This is a genomic window from Aliivibrio kagoshimensis, assembly GCF_050337105.1.
GTDB classification, from domain to species: Bacteria; Pseudomonadota; Gammaproteobacteria; order Enterobacterales; family Vibrionaceae; genus Aliivibrio_A; species Aliivibrio_A kagoshimensis.
In genome coordinates this window covers 1-18,338 of the sequence record NZ_JAKJSQ010000069.1, presented here as the reverse complement: position 1 = coordinate 18,338, position 18,338 = coordinate 1, and the positions used below count along the sequence as shown (strand labels likewise).

At 42.3% G+C, this 18,338-nt stretch carries 17 protein-coding genes; 2 read left to right on the top strand and 15 right to left on the bottom strand.

The genetic code is table 11. The features are described 5' to 3' along the window. Positions 1-375 precede the first annotated feature (375 nt). The 7 genes from dapB to murJ form a co-directional block, all read right to left on the bottom strand. Positions 376-1,185, bottom strand: coding sequence for a 4-hydroxy-tetrahydrodipicolinate reductase (gene dapB, locus L4C32_RS17300; RefSeq protein WP_428198142.1), 810 nt, complete (start codon positions 1,183-1,185; stop codon positions 376-378). Between the two features lie 66 nt (positions 1,186-1,251). Beyond that, positions 1,252-2,196 (bottom strand): 4-hydroxy-3-methylbut-2-enyl diphosphate reductase, encoded by a 945-nt coding sequence (ispH, locus tag L4C32_RS17295; protein WP_428198141.1) that lies wholly within the window; start codon positions 2,194-2,196, stop codon positions 1,252-1,254. Positions 2,197-2,218: 22 nt separating this feature from the next. Continuing rightward, positions 2,219-2,656: an FKBP-type peptidyl-prolyl cis-trans isomerase gene (gene fkpB / locus L4C32_RS17290; RefSeq protein WP_428198140.1), complete on the bottom strand. Its 438-nt coding sequence runs from the start codon at positions 2,654-2,656 to the stop codon at positions 2,219-2,221. 106 nt (positions 2,657-2,762) lie between these two features. Next, positions 2,763-3,287, bottom strand: coding sequence for a signal peptidase II (lspA, locus tag L4C32_RS17285; protein ID WP_428198139.1), 525 nt, complete (start codon positions 3,285-3,287; stop codon positions 2,763-2,765). After that, positions 3,287-6,115 carry an isoleucine--tRNA ligase gene (gene ileS / locus L4C32_RS17280; protein WP_428198138.1) on the bottom strand — a complete coding sequence of 943 codons (2,829 nt, stop codon included), beginning with the start codon at positions 6,113-6,115 and terminating at the stop codon, positions 3,287-3,289. Before ileS ends, lspA begins: the two co-directional genes overlap by 1 nt. Positions 6,116-6,145: 30 nt before the next feature. Beyond that, positions 6,146-7,081 carry a bifunctional riboflavin kinase/FAD synthetase gene (gene ribF, locus L4C32_RS17275; protein ID WP_428198137.1) on the bottom strand — a complete coding sequence of 312 codons (936 nt, stop codon included), beginning with the start codon at positions 7,079-7,081 and terminating at the stop codon, positions 6,146-6,148. A gap of 84 nt (positions 7,082-7,165) precedes the next feature. Next, positions 7,166-8,725, bottom strand: a complete 1,560-nt coding sequence (murJ, locus tag L4C32_RS17270) for a murein biosynthesis integral membrane protein MurJ (protein WP_428198136.1) — start codon at positions 8,723-8,725, stop codon at positions 7,166-7,168. Between the two features lie 207 nt (positions 8,726-8,932). Between murJ and rpsT the strand changes: the two genes are divergently transcribed. Next, positions 8,933-9,193: a 30S ribosomal protein S20 gene (gene rpsT / locus L4C32_RS17265; protein WP_428198135.1), complete on the top strand. Its 261-nt coding sequence runs from the start codon at positions 8,933-8,935 to the stop codon at positions 9,191-9,193. A gap of 82 nt (positions 9,194-9,275) precedes the next feature. Here the strand turns inward: rpsT and L4C32_RS17260 are convergent, their stop codons facing one another. From L4C32_RS17260 to L4C32_RS17250, 3 genes are all read right to left on the bottom strand, one after another. Further along, complete coding sequence (locus L4C32_RS17260; RefSeq protein WP_428198144.1) at positions 9,276-9,569, bottom strand: ArsR/SmtB family transcription factor; 294 nt, start codon at positions 9,567-9,569, stop codon at positions 9,276-9,278. Positions 9,570-9,657: 88 nt separating this feature from the next. Further along, a complete protein-coding gene (gene nhaR / locus L4C32_RS17255) occupies positions 9,658-10,548 on the bottom strand; it encodes a transcriptional activator NhaR (protein WP_428198134.1) in 891 nt (296 codons plus the stop codon). Between the two features lie 79 nt (positions 10,549-10,627). After that, on the bottom strand, positions 10,628-10,891 hold the full coding sequence (locus L4C32_RS17250) for a hypothetical protein (protein WP_428198133.1): 264 nt from the start codon (positions 10,889-10,891) through the stop codon (positions 10,628-10,630). A 398-nt stretch (positions 10,892-11,289) separates the two neighbouring features. Between L4C32_RS17250 and L4C32_RS17245 the strand changes: the two genes are divergently transcribed. Continuing rightward, positions 11,290-12,438, top strand: a complete 1,149-nt coding sequence (locus L4C32_RS17245) for a Na/Pi symporter (RefSeq protein WP_428198143.1) — start codon at positions 11,290-11,292, stop codon at positions 12,436-12,438. A gap of 88 nt (positions 12,439-12,526) precedes the next feature. Here L4C32_RS17245 and L4C32_RS17240 read toward each other — a convergent pair whose 3' ends face one another. From L4C32_RS17240 to rppH, 5 genes are all read right to left on the bottom strand, one after another. Then, positions 12,527-13,366: a thymidylate synthase gene (locus L4C32_RS17240; RefSeq protein WP_428198132.1), complete on the bottom strand. Its 840-nt coding sequence runs from the start codon at positions 13,364-13,366 to the stop codon at positions 12,527-12,529. 80 nt (positions 13,367-13,446) lie between these two features. Continuing rightward, positions 13,447-14,247 (bottom strand): prolipoprotein diacylglyceryl transferase, encoded by an 801-nt coding sequence (gene lgt / locus L4C32_RS17235; RefSeq protein WP_428198131.1) that lies wholly within the window; start codon positions 14,245-14,247, stop codon positions 13,447-13,449. A gap of 28 nt (positions 14,248-14,275) precedes the next feature. Then, entirely contained in the window at positions 14,276-15,079 is an 804-nt protein-coding gene (locus tag L4C32_RS17230) for a sulfite exporter TauE/SafE family protein (RefSeq protein ID WP_428198130.1), read from the bottom strand. 20 nt (positions 15,080-15,099) lie between these two features. Then, positions 15,100-17,349, bottom strand: coding sequence for a phosphoenolpyruvate--protein phosphotransferase (gene ptsP / locus L4C32_RS17225; protein ID WP_428198129.1), 2,250 nt, complete (start codon positions 17,347-17,349; stop codon positions 15,100-15,102). Between the two features lies 1 nt (position 17,350). Further along, positions 17,351-17,860, bottom strand: a complete 510-nt coding sequence (gene rppH / locus L4C32_RS17220; protein WP_428198128.1) for an RNA pyrophosphohydrolase — start codon at positions 17,858-17,860, stop codon at positions 17,351-17,353. Positions 17,861-18,338: the final 478 nt, after the last annotated feature.

The window sequence follows — 18,338 nt, the reverse complement described above, 5'->3', positions numbered from 1 at the left end:
GTTACTTATAGAGTGAGTGTCAACAATTTAACAAAAAAATAACCCCTACTTTCTGGAGCTTCAAACAAAAAACATCATAAGAACACCAAAAAAAGCAATTAACAATGGTGTTAGTCGCCCTTTCCTTATCAAATTCATATTTAACTGGAAATTTAGCTTATTTATCTTAAGAATTTTATGACCATTAAAAAGCAATCGATAAATACGCCAGTAAATGACCAATTATAGGCATTTAGAACAATAATTAGGAGGTAAGCAATAAAAACAATAGCTATGTCGTGATAATTTGGGAGGGGTTTGCAGTGGGGATTTTATTCACAATTTATGAATAAGGTACTTATGAGCTCAAAAGCAAGCTGCATAAGTACCCATGAATTACAGTTCGTCCAAGCCTAAAACATCTTGCATGCTATACAACCCTGCCGTTTTAGGCGCAAGCCACACAGCGGCACGTACTGCGCCATTTGCAAACGTCATTCTATCGGTGGCTTTATGGGTTATCTCTACACGCTCACCAATATCAGCAAACATCGCGGTATGCTCGCCGACAATATCGCCCGCGCGTATGGTTGCAAAACCAATTTCATCTTTGGTTCGCTCCCCAGTAATCCCTTCGCGGGCATAGACAGCAACATCCGAGAGTTCGTTGCCCATCGCACCTGCTATCGCTTCTCCCATACCTATTGCGGTACCAGAAGGTGCGTCGATTTTATGGCGATGATGCGCTTCAACAATCTCTACATCGCAGTAATCGCCCATTACTTTGGCCGCTTTCTCAAGAAGCTTGAATACCACGTTAACACCAACACTGTAGTTTGGCGCCATGATAATTGGCATCACATTTGAGGCTTCATCTATGATCGATTTTTCAGCATCACTAAAGCCCGTTGTGCCAATCACTAACACTTTATTGTATTTTTGGCAGATAGCTAAGTTGTGTAATGTTGATACTGGCGCAGTGAAATCGATGATAACGTCAAATTTATCACTCTCTTTAGCCAGATCATCAACAATGGCGATGTTTAACTTCTCAATACCAGCCAACTCACCAGCATCGGTTCCAACCAGCGTAGACTCTGCTCTTTCACTCGCTGCTGCCAATACTGCTGTTTCTGAGCGATGAACCGCTTTCATTAGGTTTCGGCCCATGCGTCCTGCAGCCCCTGCTATCGCAATACGTACCATTGCGTTCTCTCCTTTATTGTTATAAAAAACCTCAACCTTTAGGTCAAAGGTTGAGGTTTAGATTCATTAGGTGATATTTTTAATTTGAAGCTCTTTTGGTACTTCAAAAAACATATTCTCTTCTCGCCCGGATAACTCTTCAACGGTCGCATCTCCAACCTCTTTGATGCGTTCGATGATTTGATTCACTAGCTCTTCTGGCGCTGAAGCTCCAGCGGTCACACCGACTAATGCTTTATTTTCCAGCCAAGCTAATTGAATATCTTCAGCGCAATCGGTTAAGTATGCGTCGGTTCCAAGTTTTTCTGACAGCTCTTTTAACCGAGTCGAGTTTGAGGAATTTTTTGAGCCAACGACAATCAGCACATCCACTTTACTGGCCATATCTCTTACTGCATCTTGGCGGTTTTGAGTGGCGTAGCAAATGTCATCTTTTCTCGGCCCTTGGATATTCGGAAAAACCTCACGCAACTTATTAATCACATCAGACGTTTCGTCCACTGAAAGTGTTGTCTGGCTGACATAATGCAAATTATTGGGATCGGACACTTGTAAGCTATTGACATCATCTGGGGTTTCGACCAGATACATACCGCCTTCATGACTGGCATACTGTCCCATTGTGCCTTCAACTTCAGGATGTCCTGCGTGGCCAATCAGTACTACTTCCATATCTTTTCGGCTGGCTCTAGCCACTTCCATATGAACTTTAGTCACTAATGGGCAGGTGGCGTCAAAAACCGTTAATGCACGGTTTTTTGCCTCTAGACGTACCGCTTGTGATACGCCATGAGCTGAGAAAATAACAATATTGTCATCTGGCACTTCAGATAACTCTTCGACAAAAATAGCACCGCGCTGTTTCAACCCTTCGACGACAAAACGGTTATGCACCACTTCATGGCGCACATAAATAGGAGGCTGATACATCTCTAATGCACGCTCTACAATGCTAATGGCACGATCAACACCAGCACAAAAACCGCGAGGGTTAGCTAATAGTATTTTCATCTTATATTCTTATGCCCAACTCTTAAGCGTTGTTTACAGAAACAATATCAATATCAAAAATGACATCTTGGCCCGCTAAAGGGTGATTAAAATCAACCGTCACAGAGTCACCAACAATCTCAGTAATAATTCCAGGCACTTCCATACCATCCGGGCTACTAAACGCCATTATCGTACCAACTTCAGCCTTTGATTCCCCAACAAACTTACTTCTGTCCATATGATGGATGTTGTCAGGGTTAGGCATTCCAAACGCATCTTCAGCATCCAGCTCTAAACTGTGTTTTGTTTTTGCTTCTAGGCCAATAAGGCATTTTTCAAAGTTTTCACTTAAAGAGCCATCACCCATTTTAAATTTCGCTGGTTTTCCTGAGTTTACGGTCGAGTCTGCTACTGAGCCATCGTGCAATTTAATGGTAAAGTGCATCAATACTTCACTGTTCTCTTTAATTACCGACATGCTTACTTCCTTAATATTCTCTGTTATTGCTCTTTTTTATAAAGCAAAGCGCCGACCGAATCAACGGGCAGCGCTTAGATTTCATTGAATAACAACTATCATGCAGTTAGTCGCTATTGTCTATTTTTTTAGTTTTGTCTGCTTTAAAACCTTCCAGCACAATCAGTGCAGCTCCAATACAGATAGCGGCATCAGCAAGGTTAAATGCAGGCCAGTGATAATGACCCCAATAAAAATCAAGATAATCGATCACAAAACCATGTACTAACCGATCAAAGACATTACCTATCGCACCACCAATGATCGCTGCATAAGCGATATTCGTGATCTTATCTTCCGCGGAAGATTTTCTCATCCAGTAGATAAGCAGACTACAGATAACAAAAGCGATGCCCGTAAAGAACCAGCGTTGCCAACCTGAAGCGTCACTTAAAAAGCTAAATGCTGCACCATAGTTATGAACATACAAAAAGTTAAAGAAAGGCAGCACTTCAATGCGGTTTGCCCAACCATATCCCATGCTGTCCATCACAAACAGTTTGATCGTGATATCCGCAACAAACACGACGACCGCTAGCCATAACCAGCGGAGTCCAGACTGTTTGATTGACAAGCTCGATGCTTCTGCCATTAAACGTATTGACGGACTTCACCGTCTCCATCTACGTTAGTTACACAGCGGCTACAAACATCAGAGTGGCCTTCAACGCTACCTACGTCGGCAACATGGTGCCAACAGCGGTCACACTTCTGCTCTTCTGAGGCTTTAACGGTCACAAACAGACCATCAACATCCGTCTCTTGAGCGTCAGCAGGTTTGGAGTCTGTAACCACTACATCTGCTTTTGAGGTAAGAAGAACAAAACGAAGTTCATCTTCTAACTTGTTCATCTTCTCAGCCAGCTCAGCAGAAGCGTATAACGTGACTTCTGCCTGCAATGCTCCACCGATGATCTTCTCACCACGTGCCGCTTCAAGCAGTTTGTTTACTGCACCACGAACCTGTTGAATGTCAGACCAGAATTCATTACCCAGCTCTTCATTTTCGTCAAGGTCAAACAGTCCTTGGTACCATTCGCCAGTAAAGACAAACTTATCACGCTGACCTGGCATCTCATTCCAGATTTCATCTGCTGTGAATGACATAATTGGCGCCATCCAGCGAACCAGTGCTTCAACAATGTAGTAAAGCGCACTCTGGCAACTGCGTTGAGCGTGACCACCCTGTTTTGCCGTGTATTGGCGATCTTTAATGACGTCTAAGTAGAATGAGCCCATTTCAATTGAGCAGAACTGCATCAAACGTTGCGTTACATTGTGGAAGTTATACTCATCGTAAGACTTAATAATCTCTTCTTGTGCAGCGAAAGCACGTCCAACAGCCCAACGATCCAGAGCGACCATATCTTTCGCAGGGACAAGATCCGTTTCAGGATTGAAACCACTTAAGTTTGCTAAGAAGAAACGTGCGGTATTACGAATACGGCGGTAAGCGTCCGCTGAACGTTTTAAAATCTCATCAGATACGGCAACTTCACCGGTTGAGTCCGTTGATGCGACCCATAGACGCAGAATATCAGCGCCAAGGTTATTAGTGACGTCTTTTGGCGCGATTACGTTACCGATGGATTTTGACATCTTACGGCCTTTACCATCAACAACAAAACCATGCGTTAACACTTGCTTGTATGGGGCTTTATCTTTCATTGCTACTGACGAGATCAACGACGACTGGAACCAACCACGGTGTTGATCTGAACCTTCAAGATAGAGATCCGCACTGTTACCGTTAAACTCTTCGCGGCTGTCAACGACCGATGAATGAGTAACACCTGAATCAAACCAGACATCCAGCGTATCCAGTACTTTTTCATAGTGTTCAGCATCGTCTGAGCCCATTAGCTCTGCAGCGTCTAGGTCCCACCATGCTTGAATGCCTTTTTCTTCAACCAACTTCGCTACTTTTTCAATAAGCTCGCTGCTCTTAGGGTGAAGCTCTTGAGTCTCTTTATGTACAAATAGGGCAATTGGTACACCCCAAGTACGTTGACGAGAGATACACCACTCAGGGCGACCTTCAATCATCCCTTCAATACGGCTTTGACCCCACTCAGGCATCCACTGTACGTTTTTCACTTCTTCAAGTGCTTTGGCTCGTAAGCCCGCTTGATCCATTGAAATGAACCATTGTGGCGTCGCGCGGAAAATAATTGGGGTTTTATGACGCCAGCAGTGTGGGTAACTGTGTTCATAATTTTCATGATGCAGCAGAGAACCATGCTCTTTAAGCGTTTCAACCACCGCGGCATTGGCTTTAAATACGTGCTGACCTGCAAATAATTCAGTATCTGGTAAGTAAACACCATTACTGCCCACTGGGTTAGCCACTTCTAAGTCATATTTTTTACCAACCACGAAATCTTCTTGGCCGTGACCTGGTGCAGTATGTACACACCCCGTACCCGATTCAGTCGTTACATGTTCACCAAGAACGATAGGCACATCAAAACGGTAGAATGGATGGTTAAAGCGTAATAGCTCTAAGTCAGCACCTTTACAGAAGCCTAATTTAGAGAAGTTCTCAATACCCGCACGTTGTAGCACGCTATCTGCAAGCTCTGTGGCTAAAATCAGACGTTGTGGTGCATTACCTTCAACTTGGATTAATACGTACTCAAGATCTTCATGCATAGCAACCGCGCGGTTAGCTGGCATAGTCCAAGGTGTCGTGGTCCAGATAACCACTGAGATATCGCCTCGGCCCTGCTCACCATCGAAGTTGAACTTAGCCAATACAGCGGCTTCATCCACCGCTTTGAATGTAACATCAATCGACGGGGATACTTTGTCTTGATATTCAACTTCAGCTTCTGCCAATGCAGAACCACAATCGGTACACCAGTGAACAGGTTTAAACCCTTTCAGTAGATGTCCCTTATCAGCAATGGTACCCAATGAACGAATAATGTTCGCTTCAGTTGCAAAATCCATGGTGCGATAAGGCTTGTCCCACTCACCTAAGATACCTAAACGAATGAAACTCTCTTTTTGGCCTTCAACTTGTCCAGCGGCGTAAGTACGGCACTTTTCACGAAATTCAGCCGCCGTCACTTTATGTCCTGGTTTGCCGACTTTCTTCTCTACCATTAACTCGATAGGAAGACCATGACAATCCCAACCTGGAATATATGGTGAGTCAAAACCAGACAGCGTCTTTGACTTAATAATAATATCTTTAAGAATTTTATTTAGAGCATGACCAATATGAATATCACCGTTGGCGTAAGGAGGGCCATCGTGCAATATGAAAGATTTTTTACCTTTCTTAGCTTTGCGGATTTCACCGTAAAGATCAGCGTCATTCCAACGTTTAAGCATTGCTGGCTCACGGTTGGCCAGGTTACCACGCATAGGAAACCCTGTTTCAGGTAGGTTCAGGGTATCTTTATAGTCACTCATTGATTCTTAATTCCGTTAACTTGGGCGAAGTTAATTATTATTTTCAGAAAGCCACACCCGAGCTTTCTGAGCATCTGATTCGATTTGTTTCTTTAATGCTTCAAAAGAGTCAAATTTTATCTCTTCTCGCAATTTATGTAGAAGTTCAACTTCAAGCTGTTTGCCATATAGATTGGCGGTAAAATCAAATAAGTGAACTTCTAGCTGCTGGCGCACCCCATCTACTGTTGGGCGATTACCAATATTTGCAACACCACCAATGGCGCTGTTGCCAAAACCTTTGACTTTAACGACATACACACCGGATACCGGAGAGACGCGTCTTTTCAGTGGAATATTCGCGGTTGGAAAACCAATAGTACGGCCTAACTTTTGACCATGTGAGACACGACCTGTCATGCTGTATTGCCTACCAAGCATTAACGATACGCTCTCTAGCTCATCATTGGCTAACGCTTCACGAATACACGTGCTACTGACTCGTTGCTGAGATAAACAGAAACTCTGTGTACTCACCACGGTGAATCCGTACTTCTTTCCCGCTTGCTCTAATAGAGAAAAATTTCCGCTACGATTGCGGCCAAACGAAAAGTCATCACCGACCACTAGAAACTTAACACCCAAACGCTCAACCAACAAGCTTCGTATAAACTCATCGGCTTCAATATTGGCAAAATCTTGATTGAAATTAATACACAATAATCGCGCTAAGTTTAATTTACTCAATTGAACGTACTTGTCGCGAAAACGGGTTAAGCGTGCTGGTGCATTTTCACCTAAAAATAGCTCCAGTGGTTGTGGCTCAAATGTCATGACCATCGAGGGCAAGCCTAACTCACTTGCTTTTTCACTAACCTGCTGAATTAATTGATGATGCCCAAGATGAACGCCATCAAAATTTCCAATGGTTAAAACGCAGCCATGGTGGCTAGCGCGTATGTTATGAATCCCTCGAATTAATTCCATTCTGCTTTATCACTACTATTGGAGACAAAAAACCGACGAATTATATACTATCAGTACGGTTTTGGGTATTGCCTTAGCTCACCATTAACTTTCTACTTTAAGATGATGCAATCTAACACCAAACAGCAGTGCCGAGATGACGTAAACACCAGCACCAAGTCCAATCATTCCCACTAGAATCTCAATTCGCTTCAATAAGCTCCAACCAACCCATACATCCAAACTTGGTAAAAACCACAAAAGCGTGACCACCAGCATAATGCCAGCCAGTACTAACTTACCGACAAACAATAGTGTCTGCTTGGAGAATTGATAGATCTCAGCACGGTGTAGGCCTCTATACAACAGCCCCGCATTCACCAGCGCTGAAAGAGCCGTTGCCATTGCCAATCCAACATAACCATACATTGAAGCAAAAATCGCATTAAATACCATGTTCGTTGCCATCGCTATAATCCCATATTTAACAGGTGTTTTTGTATCTTGCCTTGCGTAGTAACCCGGAGCTAACACCTTGATCAACATGAAATTAAGTAAACCAGAAGCATACGCAAGCAGAGATAAAGAGGCGTTATGTACATCTGTAGGGGTAAACTCCCCTCGCATAAATAGCACCATTAACATGGGTTTGGCTAACACCATTAACCCTAACATGGCCGGAATCCCAAGCAGTAAGACCATACGTACGCCCCAATCCATGGTTTGCGCAAACTCTTGAGGTTCTGAATCAACATGTTTTCTTGATAAGGCCGGAAGGATTACCGTTGCAATAGCGATTCCAAACAAACCTAATGGGAACTCTAACAATCGGTCGGAGTAGTAGAGCCAACTGATGGAGCCCGTTGCTAAGAAACTGGCAATAAAGGTATCAAACAATAAATTAATTTGGCTCACTGATACCCCAAATAACGCCGGGATCATTAAGGTTCTGATTTTAACTACACCAGGATCACGCCACCCCCACTTAGGTCGTACAAAAACCTTCTCCTTAATCAAAAAAGGAATTTGAAATAGGAATTGAATGAGTCCACCTAAAAACACGCCAATGGCTAAGCCTATTTCAGGCTGTGATAAGTTGGGCGCGATAAAAGTAGCACACGCGATGATTGAGATATTTAAAAACACGGGAGTGAATGAAGAGACCGCAAATTTTCCTAGCGTATTGAGGATGGCTCCAGACAAGGCGACAAAAGTAATGAACCACAAATAGGGGAAGGTAATCTTCAACATCAAACTGGCCAGCTCAAACTTTTCGCCATTAGGACCGCCGTTTAACCAATCAATGAACCAGCCCGCTCCAAATAGAGCAGTAACCACTCCCGAACCCAATACACCGAGTATCGTTACTAGCGTAACAATCGCACCAAGTGTTCCTGATACTTTCGCAATCAGCTCTCTTGTCTTATCTAAATCGCCTTCTGCGTGAGATTCTGTGAGAACAGGGACAAAAGCTTGAGAAAAAGCACCTTCAGCAAACAATCGACGTAAAAAGTTAGGAATTTTATTAGCAAAAAAGAAAACATCCGCTGAAGCCCCCGCTCCCATTAGGTTTGCGACCACGACATCACGCACTAAACCTAAAACACGGGAGACTAAAGTCATGATACTTACTATCATTCCTGAACGTAAAAGACGTTTACTCACAAAAAACCTCGAAAAGATGAATACTAAAGCTTACAACACAAAGGAATGCTGATAGAATACCTGCCATCTTAACCGTGTTAATCCGTTATCACCATGACTTGTTTTGCTGATGACGATAATTTACACAAATCATTTGACAAATTCGGTTAGTCTAGGCATAGTTCTCGACCTTAAATTTTCACCGAATCAAAGTTTGGAGTTAGACCCTTGGCTAATAGTAAATCTGCTAAGAAACGCGCTATCCAGTCTGAGAAACGTCGCCAGCATAACGCTAGCCGTCGCTCTATGATGCGTACTTACATGAAAAAAACTATCGCAGCAATTGAAGCAGGCGATAAAGAAGCAGCGACTGCAGAACTTGCAGCAGTTACACCAATTTTGGACCGTATGGCAGGCAAAGGCCTTATTCATAAGAATAAAGCAGCTCGTCATAAGTCTCGCTTCACTGCAGCAATCAAAGCGCTTTAATTAGCACTTTTATTGTTCAGAAATAAAAACCGGCCTTGGCCGGTTTTTTTATATCTGCATTTTGGTGTTTTAAATAACGTTTTTATTTGCAGTAAAGATCGTGCAGAAGTTGAATCATCGCTCTTACTTCGGCGCTCTTTATCGAGTAATAGACGGTTTGTGACTCTTTTCTGGTCTGGACAAGCTCATCACGTCGCAACCAAGCGAGGTGCTGTGAAAGCGCCGATTGGCTAAGTCCTAATTTATCGCACATAACACCAACGGACATCTCACCGTCAAGCAAGTAGCATAAAATAAACAAGCGGCGTTCATTGGCCATTGCCTTTAATAACACAACAGCTTGTCCGCTGTTCTGTTGCATTCTCTTCAAATCCATCATTCAGAGCCTTTAGTTAAGTTGATGCTAATTTACTAAATGTGAATGAAGAATACTACTGTTTTACATCAGCAAAGAGAGATAAAGGCTATACGCAGAAAAGAGAGTCGAAATCGGTTTCGCAAATACTTTTTACAGCAGGGTGCTGTATCATTCTTTCTGCGAAAATAACGTAATACTCCTCTTTTAATTCAGCTACCTTCGCAACCTGATATAGAGGAACACTACCATCCATCTCTTTTTGATAGATTTGAGGGGCTAAAAAGATCACGTTGTTATAACGTGCAAAAGATTTCATTAAGGCTGCATCATCAAATTCACCCAAGACGTTTGGTTGAATGCCCTGCTGATCAAACCACTGGATCAATTTTCTGCCCATTGACGTTCGACTGCCAGGAATCAATAGACGATGTTTTTCTAAATCCGCTGGGAAGTCATCAAGTTGAATCGCTTTCTGACTAAAGAAACTCATATTACACTCCCCCAGTTTTTTACTAAACAGTCCGGGGCTTTGTGTCGAGTCGACAGGGTAATCCGATAAGATCATATCGAGTTTATGTTCAGACAACTTCTCTAAAAGCAGTTCATGGGTCGATTCAAAGCATCGCAGGTGAATGCTGCTATCTTCAGGTACTGTCTCTACAAGGATCTGGCTAACCAACCGCTTAGAAAGGGCATCAGCAACACCGACATCCAGCAGTACATTCTCTTTTTGAGAGTAGTTGACTATATCAAGCATTTCATAGCTTAAACCAAACATGCGATCGGCATACTTATAGACTAACTGACCGAGCTCAGTCGGTTCGATACTTCGGCCATTACGCTTAGTCAGCTTGCCATCCATTCGATCTTCTAATGCTTTTATCTGGCCCGTTACCGTCTGTGGGGTAAGGAATAGAGCTTCTGCGGCTTTTGTCACTGAGCCTTTTTTGCAAACCATCCAATAGTAGTAAAGATGGTTATAGTTAAGATGAGACATGACACTCCATAAAGAACTGCAATTAACTAAACAATTATGACAGTTAGTAAAACGCTTTCAATATAAGAATAGACTTTAATTACATCCCAACATTTGACCTGATCCGCTGTCCAGCTCTCTGCTCTAACGCCCTAGCCATAAAAGAGCCCTCTTCTTCTGCTTTCTTCTCTTCCGCTGCAGATATCTTCTTAAAAGCCTCCTCACAATTTATTTTTACGCCATTTAAATAGGCTTGGCACACCTCATTTTTATCTTCAGTCGTGCAGTTGGCATACTCTTCTGCAGCAATAGAAAAGCTGCTCAATACAAAAACGGTGCCGATGATGCTGCTACATCTGTTCATAATAGTATCCTCACATTTTATTGGTTATCTCTAGAGTGCGATATTTAAAAAACAATAAACAGTCGAATCTTCTTTAGGTTTAGCTCGGAAAAACCGAACTGAACCGCGCTAACGACAATTTTTTCCGCTCTGAATATGACAGTAGCCTGACAGAACTGACATCAAATCGTCTTAAAACTGACAAAAAACTGTAAATAACAATTAATATCAACAACAACAAAACCCGTAAAAACCCTAATAAATCAGTGAATTAAATATAAGGAAATCCAACTTATTTTTCGCTTAGGTAATATGACGCTCTTTTATTAAAATTGTCATATTTCTGAAATAAACCTTATCTACTATCGCTTCAGATAAACAAAACGACAAAACTGAATTAAGTCGCGGAGATTAAAATGATGAATACCCAAACACTGAGTGCTACTGTCGATAGTAAAGGCTCCACAAACTGGGTTCGCTGGGCAGGTCTTGCCTTTATGCTCTACTTGCTACTTCTTGCAGTAGCAATGATTAGTTCTGGATTTAAATGGTCTGTCGGTGAACAGGCAAAAACACTGTTTGAATTCGCCTCACACCCTATCGCTGGGTTAATGATCGGTTTAACTGCAACAGCGTTAATTCAATCTTCAAGTACCGTCACATCCATCATCGTTGGTTTAGTGGCTGGTGGTTTGCCCGTAGAAATGGCAATACCTATGGTCATGGGGGCCAACATTGGTACTACACTGACCAATACACTCGTTAGCTTAGGGCATGCTCGCTGTAAAGATGAGTTCCGCCGTGCTTTTGCCTGTGCCACAATTCATGACTTCTTTAACTTACTTGCTGTCGTTATCTTCTTACCTTTAGAGATGATGTTCGGCATATTTGAAAAGATCTCACACTGGTTAGTTTCACCACTACTTAGTGCTGGTGACATGAGCATAAAAAGCTTCAACTTTATCAAGCCTCTAACTAAGCCTGTTGTCAGTGCGGTTAAAGAACCACTGTCTACCTTTGGTGAGATGACTGGCGGCCTTATATTAATCTTTTTAGGTATTGCCCTCGTTTTTGTCTCGATTACGGTGATGGGGCAACTAATGAAGAAGCTGATGGTTGGTCGCGCACGTGATATTCTAAAAAGTGCAATTGGACGTGGTCCACTACACGGTATCGCCTCAGGTTCAGTAGTGACTATATTGGTTCAGTCCTCTTCTACTACCACTAGCTTAATGGTGCCACTAGTCGGTACCGGTGTACTAAAAGTGCGCGATGTTTACCCGTTTACTCTTGGCGCAAACATAGGTACTTGTATTACCGCCCTACTTGCTGCAACTGCCGTAACTGGTGAATACGCCGTCTTTGCCTTACAGATTGCACTCGTACATTTAGCCTTTAATATCACCTCTACCTTAGTGATTTTCGGCATTCCCTTTCTTCGAGAGTTACCACTCAAGGGTGCTTTCTACATTGCGGAAGTTGCAGCAAAGAAAAAGTCGATTGTTGCTGCCTACATCGGTTTCGTATTCGTTGTATTACCCGGTACTATCCTTGCTCTAACGGTGTAATCACCTAACACCTTTCAGGATGAGACAATACATAAAAGGCCCTGCCACTAACGTGACAGGGCCTTTTCTATATCTAAACTAATAATAGTTAAATAGCGATAGGTGCTTTAATACCTGGTTGAGCGTTATAATCTACGATCTCAAAATCTTCCAATTTGTAATCAAATATTGAGTCCGGTTTACGATTAATCACCAGTTTAGGCAGTGACGTTGGTGCCCTCTTGAGATGCTCAAACACAATGTCATCGTTCAAGTGGTTTGAGTAGAGGTGCACATCACCAAAGGTATGTACAAACTCTCCAACACCTAAATCACACTGTTGCGCAATCATATGAGTAAACAGCGCATAACTAGCAATATTAAACGGAACTCCTAAGAAATAATCAGCACTGCGTTGATACAGTTGACAGGATAACTTGCCATCTGCCACATAGAATTGAAATAGGCAGTGACACGGCGCTAATGCCATCTTGCCTTGTTCAGCATTCATTTGTGGAGATTGACTCTCGTCAGGAAGATCCGCAGGATTCCAAGCGGAAATAATATGGCGTCGTGAATGAGGTTTGTTCTTTATCTGCTCTATTAACTCTGCAATTTGATCAATAGTCGTTCCATCAGGACATGTCCATGAACGCCATTGAGCACCATATACCGGCCCTAAATCTCCAGATTCCGTCGCCCACTCATCCCAAATTGACACTTTATTGTCTTGAAGATATTTAACATTGGTATCACCATTTAAAAACCACAACAGTTCATGAATGATCGCTCGGGTATAGAGTTTCTTGGTGGTCAGCATAGGAAAACCATCATTAAGATCAAAACGCATCTGTCGCCCGAACAAAGAGCGAGTGCCCACTCCCGTTCTATCACCACGGTCACTGCCGTTATCTACGATATCTTGCATCAAATCTAAATATTGCTTCATGACTAATCTGTTCCCAACACTAAAAAATAGAGTAAAAATTGCATACAAGGTAAGAGATTCTCTAACCTTTTATTTATATATCAACTGGCCTTTACGCTTTTCTCTTCACGTTTGTATGCCCACAACACCATCACTAAGCCACCAATGACCATTGGAAGAGATAGGATTTGCCCCATACTAATAAAATCACCAAACAGCCCAAGTTGTGCATCAGGTTCTCTAAAGTATTCAATGATAAACCTGAATGAACCATAACCAAATAGAAACAGGCCTGAAACCGATGCTAATGGACGAGGCTTACGGATAAACCAGTTTAGAATAAAGAACAGCACCACGCCTTCTAAGGCAAATTCATAGAGCTGTGATGGATGACGAGGTAGAGGACCACCGTAAGGAAATACCATAGCCCAAGGAACATCAGAAACACGCCCCCATAACTCGCCATTCATAAAGTTACCTAAACGACCTAATCCGAGGCCAAACGGCACTAACGGGGCAATAAAATCGGCAATACTGAAGAAGGTACGTCCATTTTTATAGCCGTACCATAACATGGCAGTGATCACACCAAGTAACCCACCATGGAATGACATCCCTCCAGTCCACACTTTAAATAAATAGATAGGATCATCAAGGAACATACCAAAGTTATAGAAGAGGACGTAACCGACTCGGCCACCAATCACCACCCCTAGAAACCCAGCAAAAAGAAGGTCGCTGACCTGATCTTTATTCCAACCGCTATTCGGACGCTCTGCTCGCTTATTCGCAAGCCACAACGCAAACATAAAACCAAACAGGTACATCAACCCATACCATCGTATTGCTAATGGTCCTAACTCAATAAGGACAGGATCGATTTGTGGAAATGTAAGACTCATTAAATAAATTCTCTATATAAAATTGTGGCTAACCAATAAACATTTTGATGCCAATACAAATTAAAAACGCGGCAAACACTTTTTTTAAGGTTCTTGTTGGTAACTTAAACGCTAACGAGGCACCAATTTTAGTGGTGAGTACTGAAGTAGAAGCAATACCAATAAGTGCAGGTAAGTAAACGTATCCGACACTAAATTCAGGCAAATGTTCAACAGAAAGGCCATGAAAGACAAAACCAACCATTCCCGCAATGGCAATCATAGTGCCACATAACGAAGCGCTACCGATCGCTTTACGCATCTCTACGCCATGCATACTCAAGTAAGGTACCGTTAATGAACCACCTCCTATACCAGCAAGACTTGCTACGGTACCAATAATACCACCACTGATGGAGCAGCCTAGTAGACCAGGCATCTGCCGGGTTGATTTCACTCTTATTGAGATAAACATTTGAACGGCTAACATCAATACAATAACTGAGAATATTTTAGGCAGTAGGTGAGATGGGATCAACTCAGCAATGTAACTTCCCGCTATTCCCCCAAGAACAACACCTGGTACTAAACCTTTAATCAGATAGAAATCAACATTACCCAATTTAAAGTGATTAAATGCTGAAGAGCCTGATGTCAGCACAATACTCGCTAATGAGGTTGCTAATGCAATCTGCATGACAATATCACCGGCGACATTCGCTTGCGGCAGCAGCCACAACAGTGCAGGGACAACCAATAATCCACCGCCGATTCCTAGAAGACCAGCCATAACACCCACAACAGAGCCTAACATTAAGCACATGCCAAACAACCAAATCGTACTTTCCAACATGATGCTTTGTCGCCTTTTCTCTATTTCCCGGCTCGAATGAAGCCACCTAAACCTTTAGTTTCCAAAAAGTTCACCATCAATTCACGTATCTCTTCTGCGGCATAACAGTGATCAATCTTTTCGACCATTATAACCAACTCGTTCAAAGATACTTGACGCAATATATATTTAATTTTAGCGACGCTGGAAGTATTCATGCTTAAGGAGCGATAACCAAGACCAACTAACAGAAGCGCGCCAATAGGATCACCGGCTAATTCACCACATAAACAGACCGGTAATTGATGCTGGTTACTCACATCAATAATATGCTTTAACGCGGCAATCACGGCGGGGTGAAGTGAGTCATACACATCAGCCACTCTGGTATTATTTCGATCAACCGCCAGCAAATATTGTGTTAAATCGTTACTACCTACTGAGATAAAATCTACTTTTTCAGCAACCTGAGGAAGAAGATAGAGCATAGAAGGCACCTCTATCATAATCCCAATCTTAGGCCTTTTTAGTTGGTGCTCAGATAAGGTTGAGACCTCATTATACGCTTGCTCAATAAATGCCAATGCATCATCCAGCTCTTTTAAACCAGAGATCATCGGTAACATGATATCCATGTTATCTAAGCCGACGCTGGCTTTTAACATCGCGCGCAACTGGATTAAGAAGATATCTGGATGATCAAGGGTAAATCGAATACCTCGCCAACCTAGGAACGGGTTGTCCTCCTCAACGGAGAGATAAGGCAGTGGTTTATCCCCTCCAACATCGAGTGTTCTCATCACAACAGGTTTATTGGGATAGGCTTCTAATACTGAGCGATACTGCAGTGTCTGCTCTTCTTCAGAAGGAAAGCGGTGTTGAAGTAAAAATGGGATTTCAGTTCGGTATAGACCGACCCCTTTCACTCCTTTATTAATCGCGATACTCGTATCGGCACTCAATCCGGCGTTTAAGAAGAGATTAATTGATAATTGATCTTTGGTTTGAGTGATCTCTTCGATCTCTCCTTCCACCAACTTTGACAGTTCAAGCTCTTCATTTAGAAGCTGTCGATACTCTTTAACTAAAGCTCGAGATGGGCGAACAAAGATCTGTCCACTATAACCATCCACTATTGCTTTCTTGTTATGCAGCTTTTGAGGGGTAATATCGACCCCCATCACTGCCGGTATACCTAATGCACGAGATAGAATGGCCGCATGAGAATTAGAGGCACCTTCCATAGAGACAACCGCTTTTAGCTTCCCTTTTGGGACGCTGGCCAATAAGGATGCCGTTAACTCTTGGGTAATAAGGATGACAGGATGAGGCCAATCATATTCAACTGACTCGCCATTATAAAGGAAGTAGAGTAAACGCTGACCTAACTCTTTAATATCTTGAGAACGCTCGCGGAGATAAGGATCACTCATTTTACCAAAACGAGCAGCATAGGACTCAACAACTTGTCTTAACGCCCAATCTACCGTGTCACCTGACTTAATCTGTTTTTTTAGATCCTCACGTAAAGTGGGATCATTCAATAAGTGAATAAACAGATCAAAAATTGCCAAGGTATCTTTATTTATATCATTAACAAGACGCTTTCTTAGTTTTCTAAAATCCTTCATAGCCAGATCAATAGCTTGAGATAGACTTTCTAGCTCTTGATGTATATTAAGGGTGGAGCAAGGACTGACTGACTCTAACTGAGGTTGTTCATCCCCCCACCACAGTGGAGCAATCGCTACACCCGGTGATGCCGCAAGACCTGAAAATACCTGAGTTTGTTGATGATTTTTAAGCCTTTGACCTTGCGCTTTAGCATGGGCAAATATTACAGCTAACTGAGCGGACAGAGTAACGAGAAAGGACTCTTCCACTTCTGTAAAAGATCGCTGCCTACGTTGTTGAACAACCAATACTCCTAGGCAATTCCGGCGGTGCACAATAGGCGTAGCCAAAAAAGAGTGATAAATCTCCTCACCAATTTCAGGTACGTATTTATAATTAGGGTGATTAACGGCATCGGCAAGGTTTAATGGCTCAACCGTTCGGCAAACCAACCCAACTAAGCCTTCATTAATATCAAGAGTGACTGACTTACTTGGAGTCACGAGCCCCTTTGTCGCCATTAACTCTATTTGTTGTTGCGGTTCATTAACAATGTATATAGAGCAACACTCTGTTTGCATCGCTTTGCATGTTTCATTCACTAAGATCTCTAAAGATTGACGAAGATCATCAACCTTTGAAACCTGCTCAACTATTTCCCTCAACTGGGTTAGCATATTAGGCCTTATCTTTCCTTTTATGCTTTCGCTCTCTAAAAGGCATGGTAACGGCTGCGAACTCTTTCATCGCACGTCGATACACATCTCGCTTAAACGACACAACTTGTCGAACTGGGTACCAATAACTTACCCACCTCCAACCATCAAACTCTGCAGTTTGACCACGTTGCATGTTCACCTTAGACTCACAACACTCTAGGCGTAGCAAAAACCATTTCTGTTTTTGCCCGATACAAACAGGTTTGGATTCCCAACGAACTAAGCGTTTTGGTAATTTATATCTTAACCAATGACGACTTGTCGCTAAAAGCTTCACATCTTTTTTTGTTAATCCAACTTCTTCATATAACTCTCGATACATTGCTTGTTCAGGAGTTTCACCTTCATCAATCCCACCTTGAGGGAATTGCCAAGAATGTTGACCGTATCGTTTCGCCCAGAATACTTGACCTTGGTGATTACATATTACTATGCCCACATTAGGACGGTAACCATCGCCATCAATCACTGGATGACCTCAAATTAAAACTCTGTTAATACTGATTTTTTCACAGATCACTGCAGTGGGCAAATTTGTTGTCGTTTAATGAGCAATTTTTATTATCTAGCCCCCATTTTTGTGAATAAAAACGCATACAATGCAAGCTATCCACATAATAAAAAGAACTAACGCGATTTATTCACCTTTTCTGTGGGTAACATTGTGAAAAACTGATTTTTAGTGCTAGCCAACGTAATGTGACGATCGTCACTAAAAAAGTCGATCCATACATGGAGGTACAATTATCAATATAAATTCAATCACTTACATAGGTAATTGTCTGTTTGGCATCATTTTTAACTCGTTAAAATGACGCCTATTCTTTCAACAGGTCAAAGATCCACCAGCCTCACATTTGTCCACAAATATGATCCTATTTTTCTAAACTCCTGATAAAGTCAATAAAAAAGATCACCCTTTTTGCTGTGTATAAACACACTGTTTT

Excerpts from the sequence above, each read along its gene's own strand:
- nhaR (WP_428198134.1), bottom strand. The coding sequence starts at position 10,548 with ATGTCTCATCTTAACTATAACCATCTTTACTACTATTGGATGGTTTGC.
- L4C32_RS17230 (WP_428198130.1), bottom strand. The coding sequence starts at position 15,079 with ATGTTGGAAAGTACGATTTGGTTGTTTGGCATGTGCTTAATGTTAGGC.
- L4C32_RS17250 (WP_428198133.1), bottom strand. The coding sequence starts at position 10,891 with ATGAACAGATGTAGCAGCATCATCGGCACCGTTTTTGTATTGAGCAGC.
- ribF (WP_428198137.1), bottom strand. The coding sequence starts at position 7,081 with ATGGAATTAATTCGAGGGATTCATAACATACGCGCTAGCCACCATGGC.
- lspA (WP_428198139.1), bottom strand. The coding sequence starts at position 3,287 with ATGGCAGAAGCATCGAGCTTGTCAATCAAACAGTCTGGACTCCGCTGG.
- lgt (WP_428198131.1), bottom strand. The coding sequence starts at position 14,247 with ATGAGTCTTACATTTCCACAAATCGATCCTGTCCTTATTGAGTTAGGA.
- ispH (WP_428198141.1), bottom strand. The coding sequence starts at position 2,196 with ATGAAAATACTATTAGCTAACCCTCGCGGTTTTTGTGCTGGTGTTGAT.
- ileS (WP_428198138.1), bottom strand. The coding sequence starts at position 6,115 with ATGAGTGACTATAAAGATACCCTGAACCTACCTGAAACAGGGTTTCCT.
- L4C32_RS17260 (WP_428198144.1), bottom strand. The coding sequence starts at position 9,569 with ATGGATTTGAAGAGAATGCAACAGAACAGCGGACAAGCTGTTGTGTTA.
- dapB (WP_428198142.1), bottom strand. The coding sequence starts at position 1,185 with ATGGTACGTATTGCGATAGCAGGGGCTGCAGGACGCATGGGCCGAAAC.
- L4C32_RS17245 (WP_428198143.1), top strand. The coding sequence starts at position 11,290 with ATGAATACCCAAACACTGAGTGCTACTGTCGATAGTAAAGGCTCCACA.
- fkpB (WP_428198140.1), bottom strand. The coding sequence starts at position 2,656 with ATGTCGGTAATTAAAGAGAACAGTGAAGTATTGATGCACTTTACCATT.
- L4C32_RS17240 (WP_428198132.1), bottom strand. The coding sequence starts at position 13,366 with ATGAAGCAATATTTAGATTTGATGCAAGATATCGTAGATAACGGCAGT.
- ptsP (WP_428198129.1), bottom strand. The coding sequence starts at position 17,349 with ATGCTAACCCAGTTGAGGGAAATAGTTGAGCAGGTTTCAAAGGTTGAT.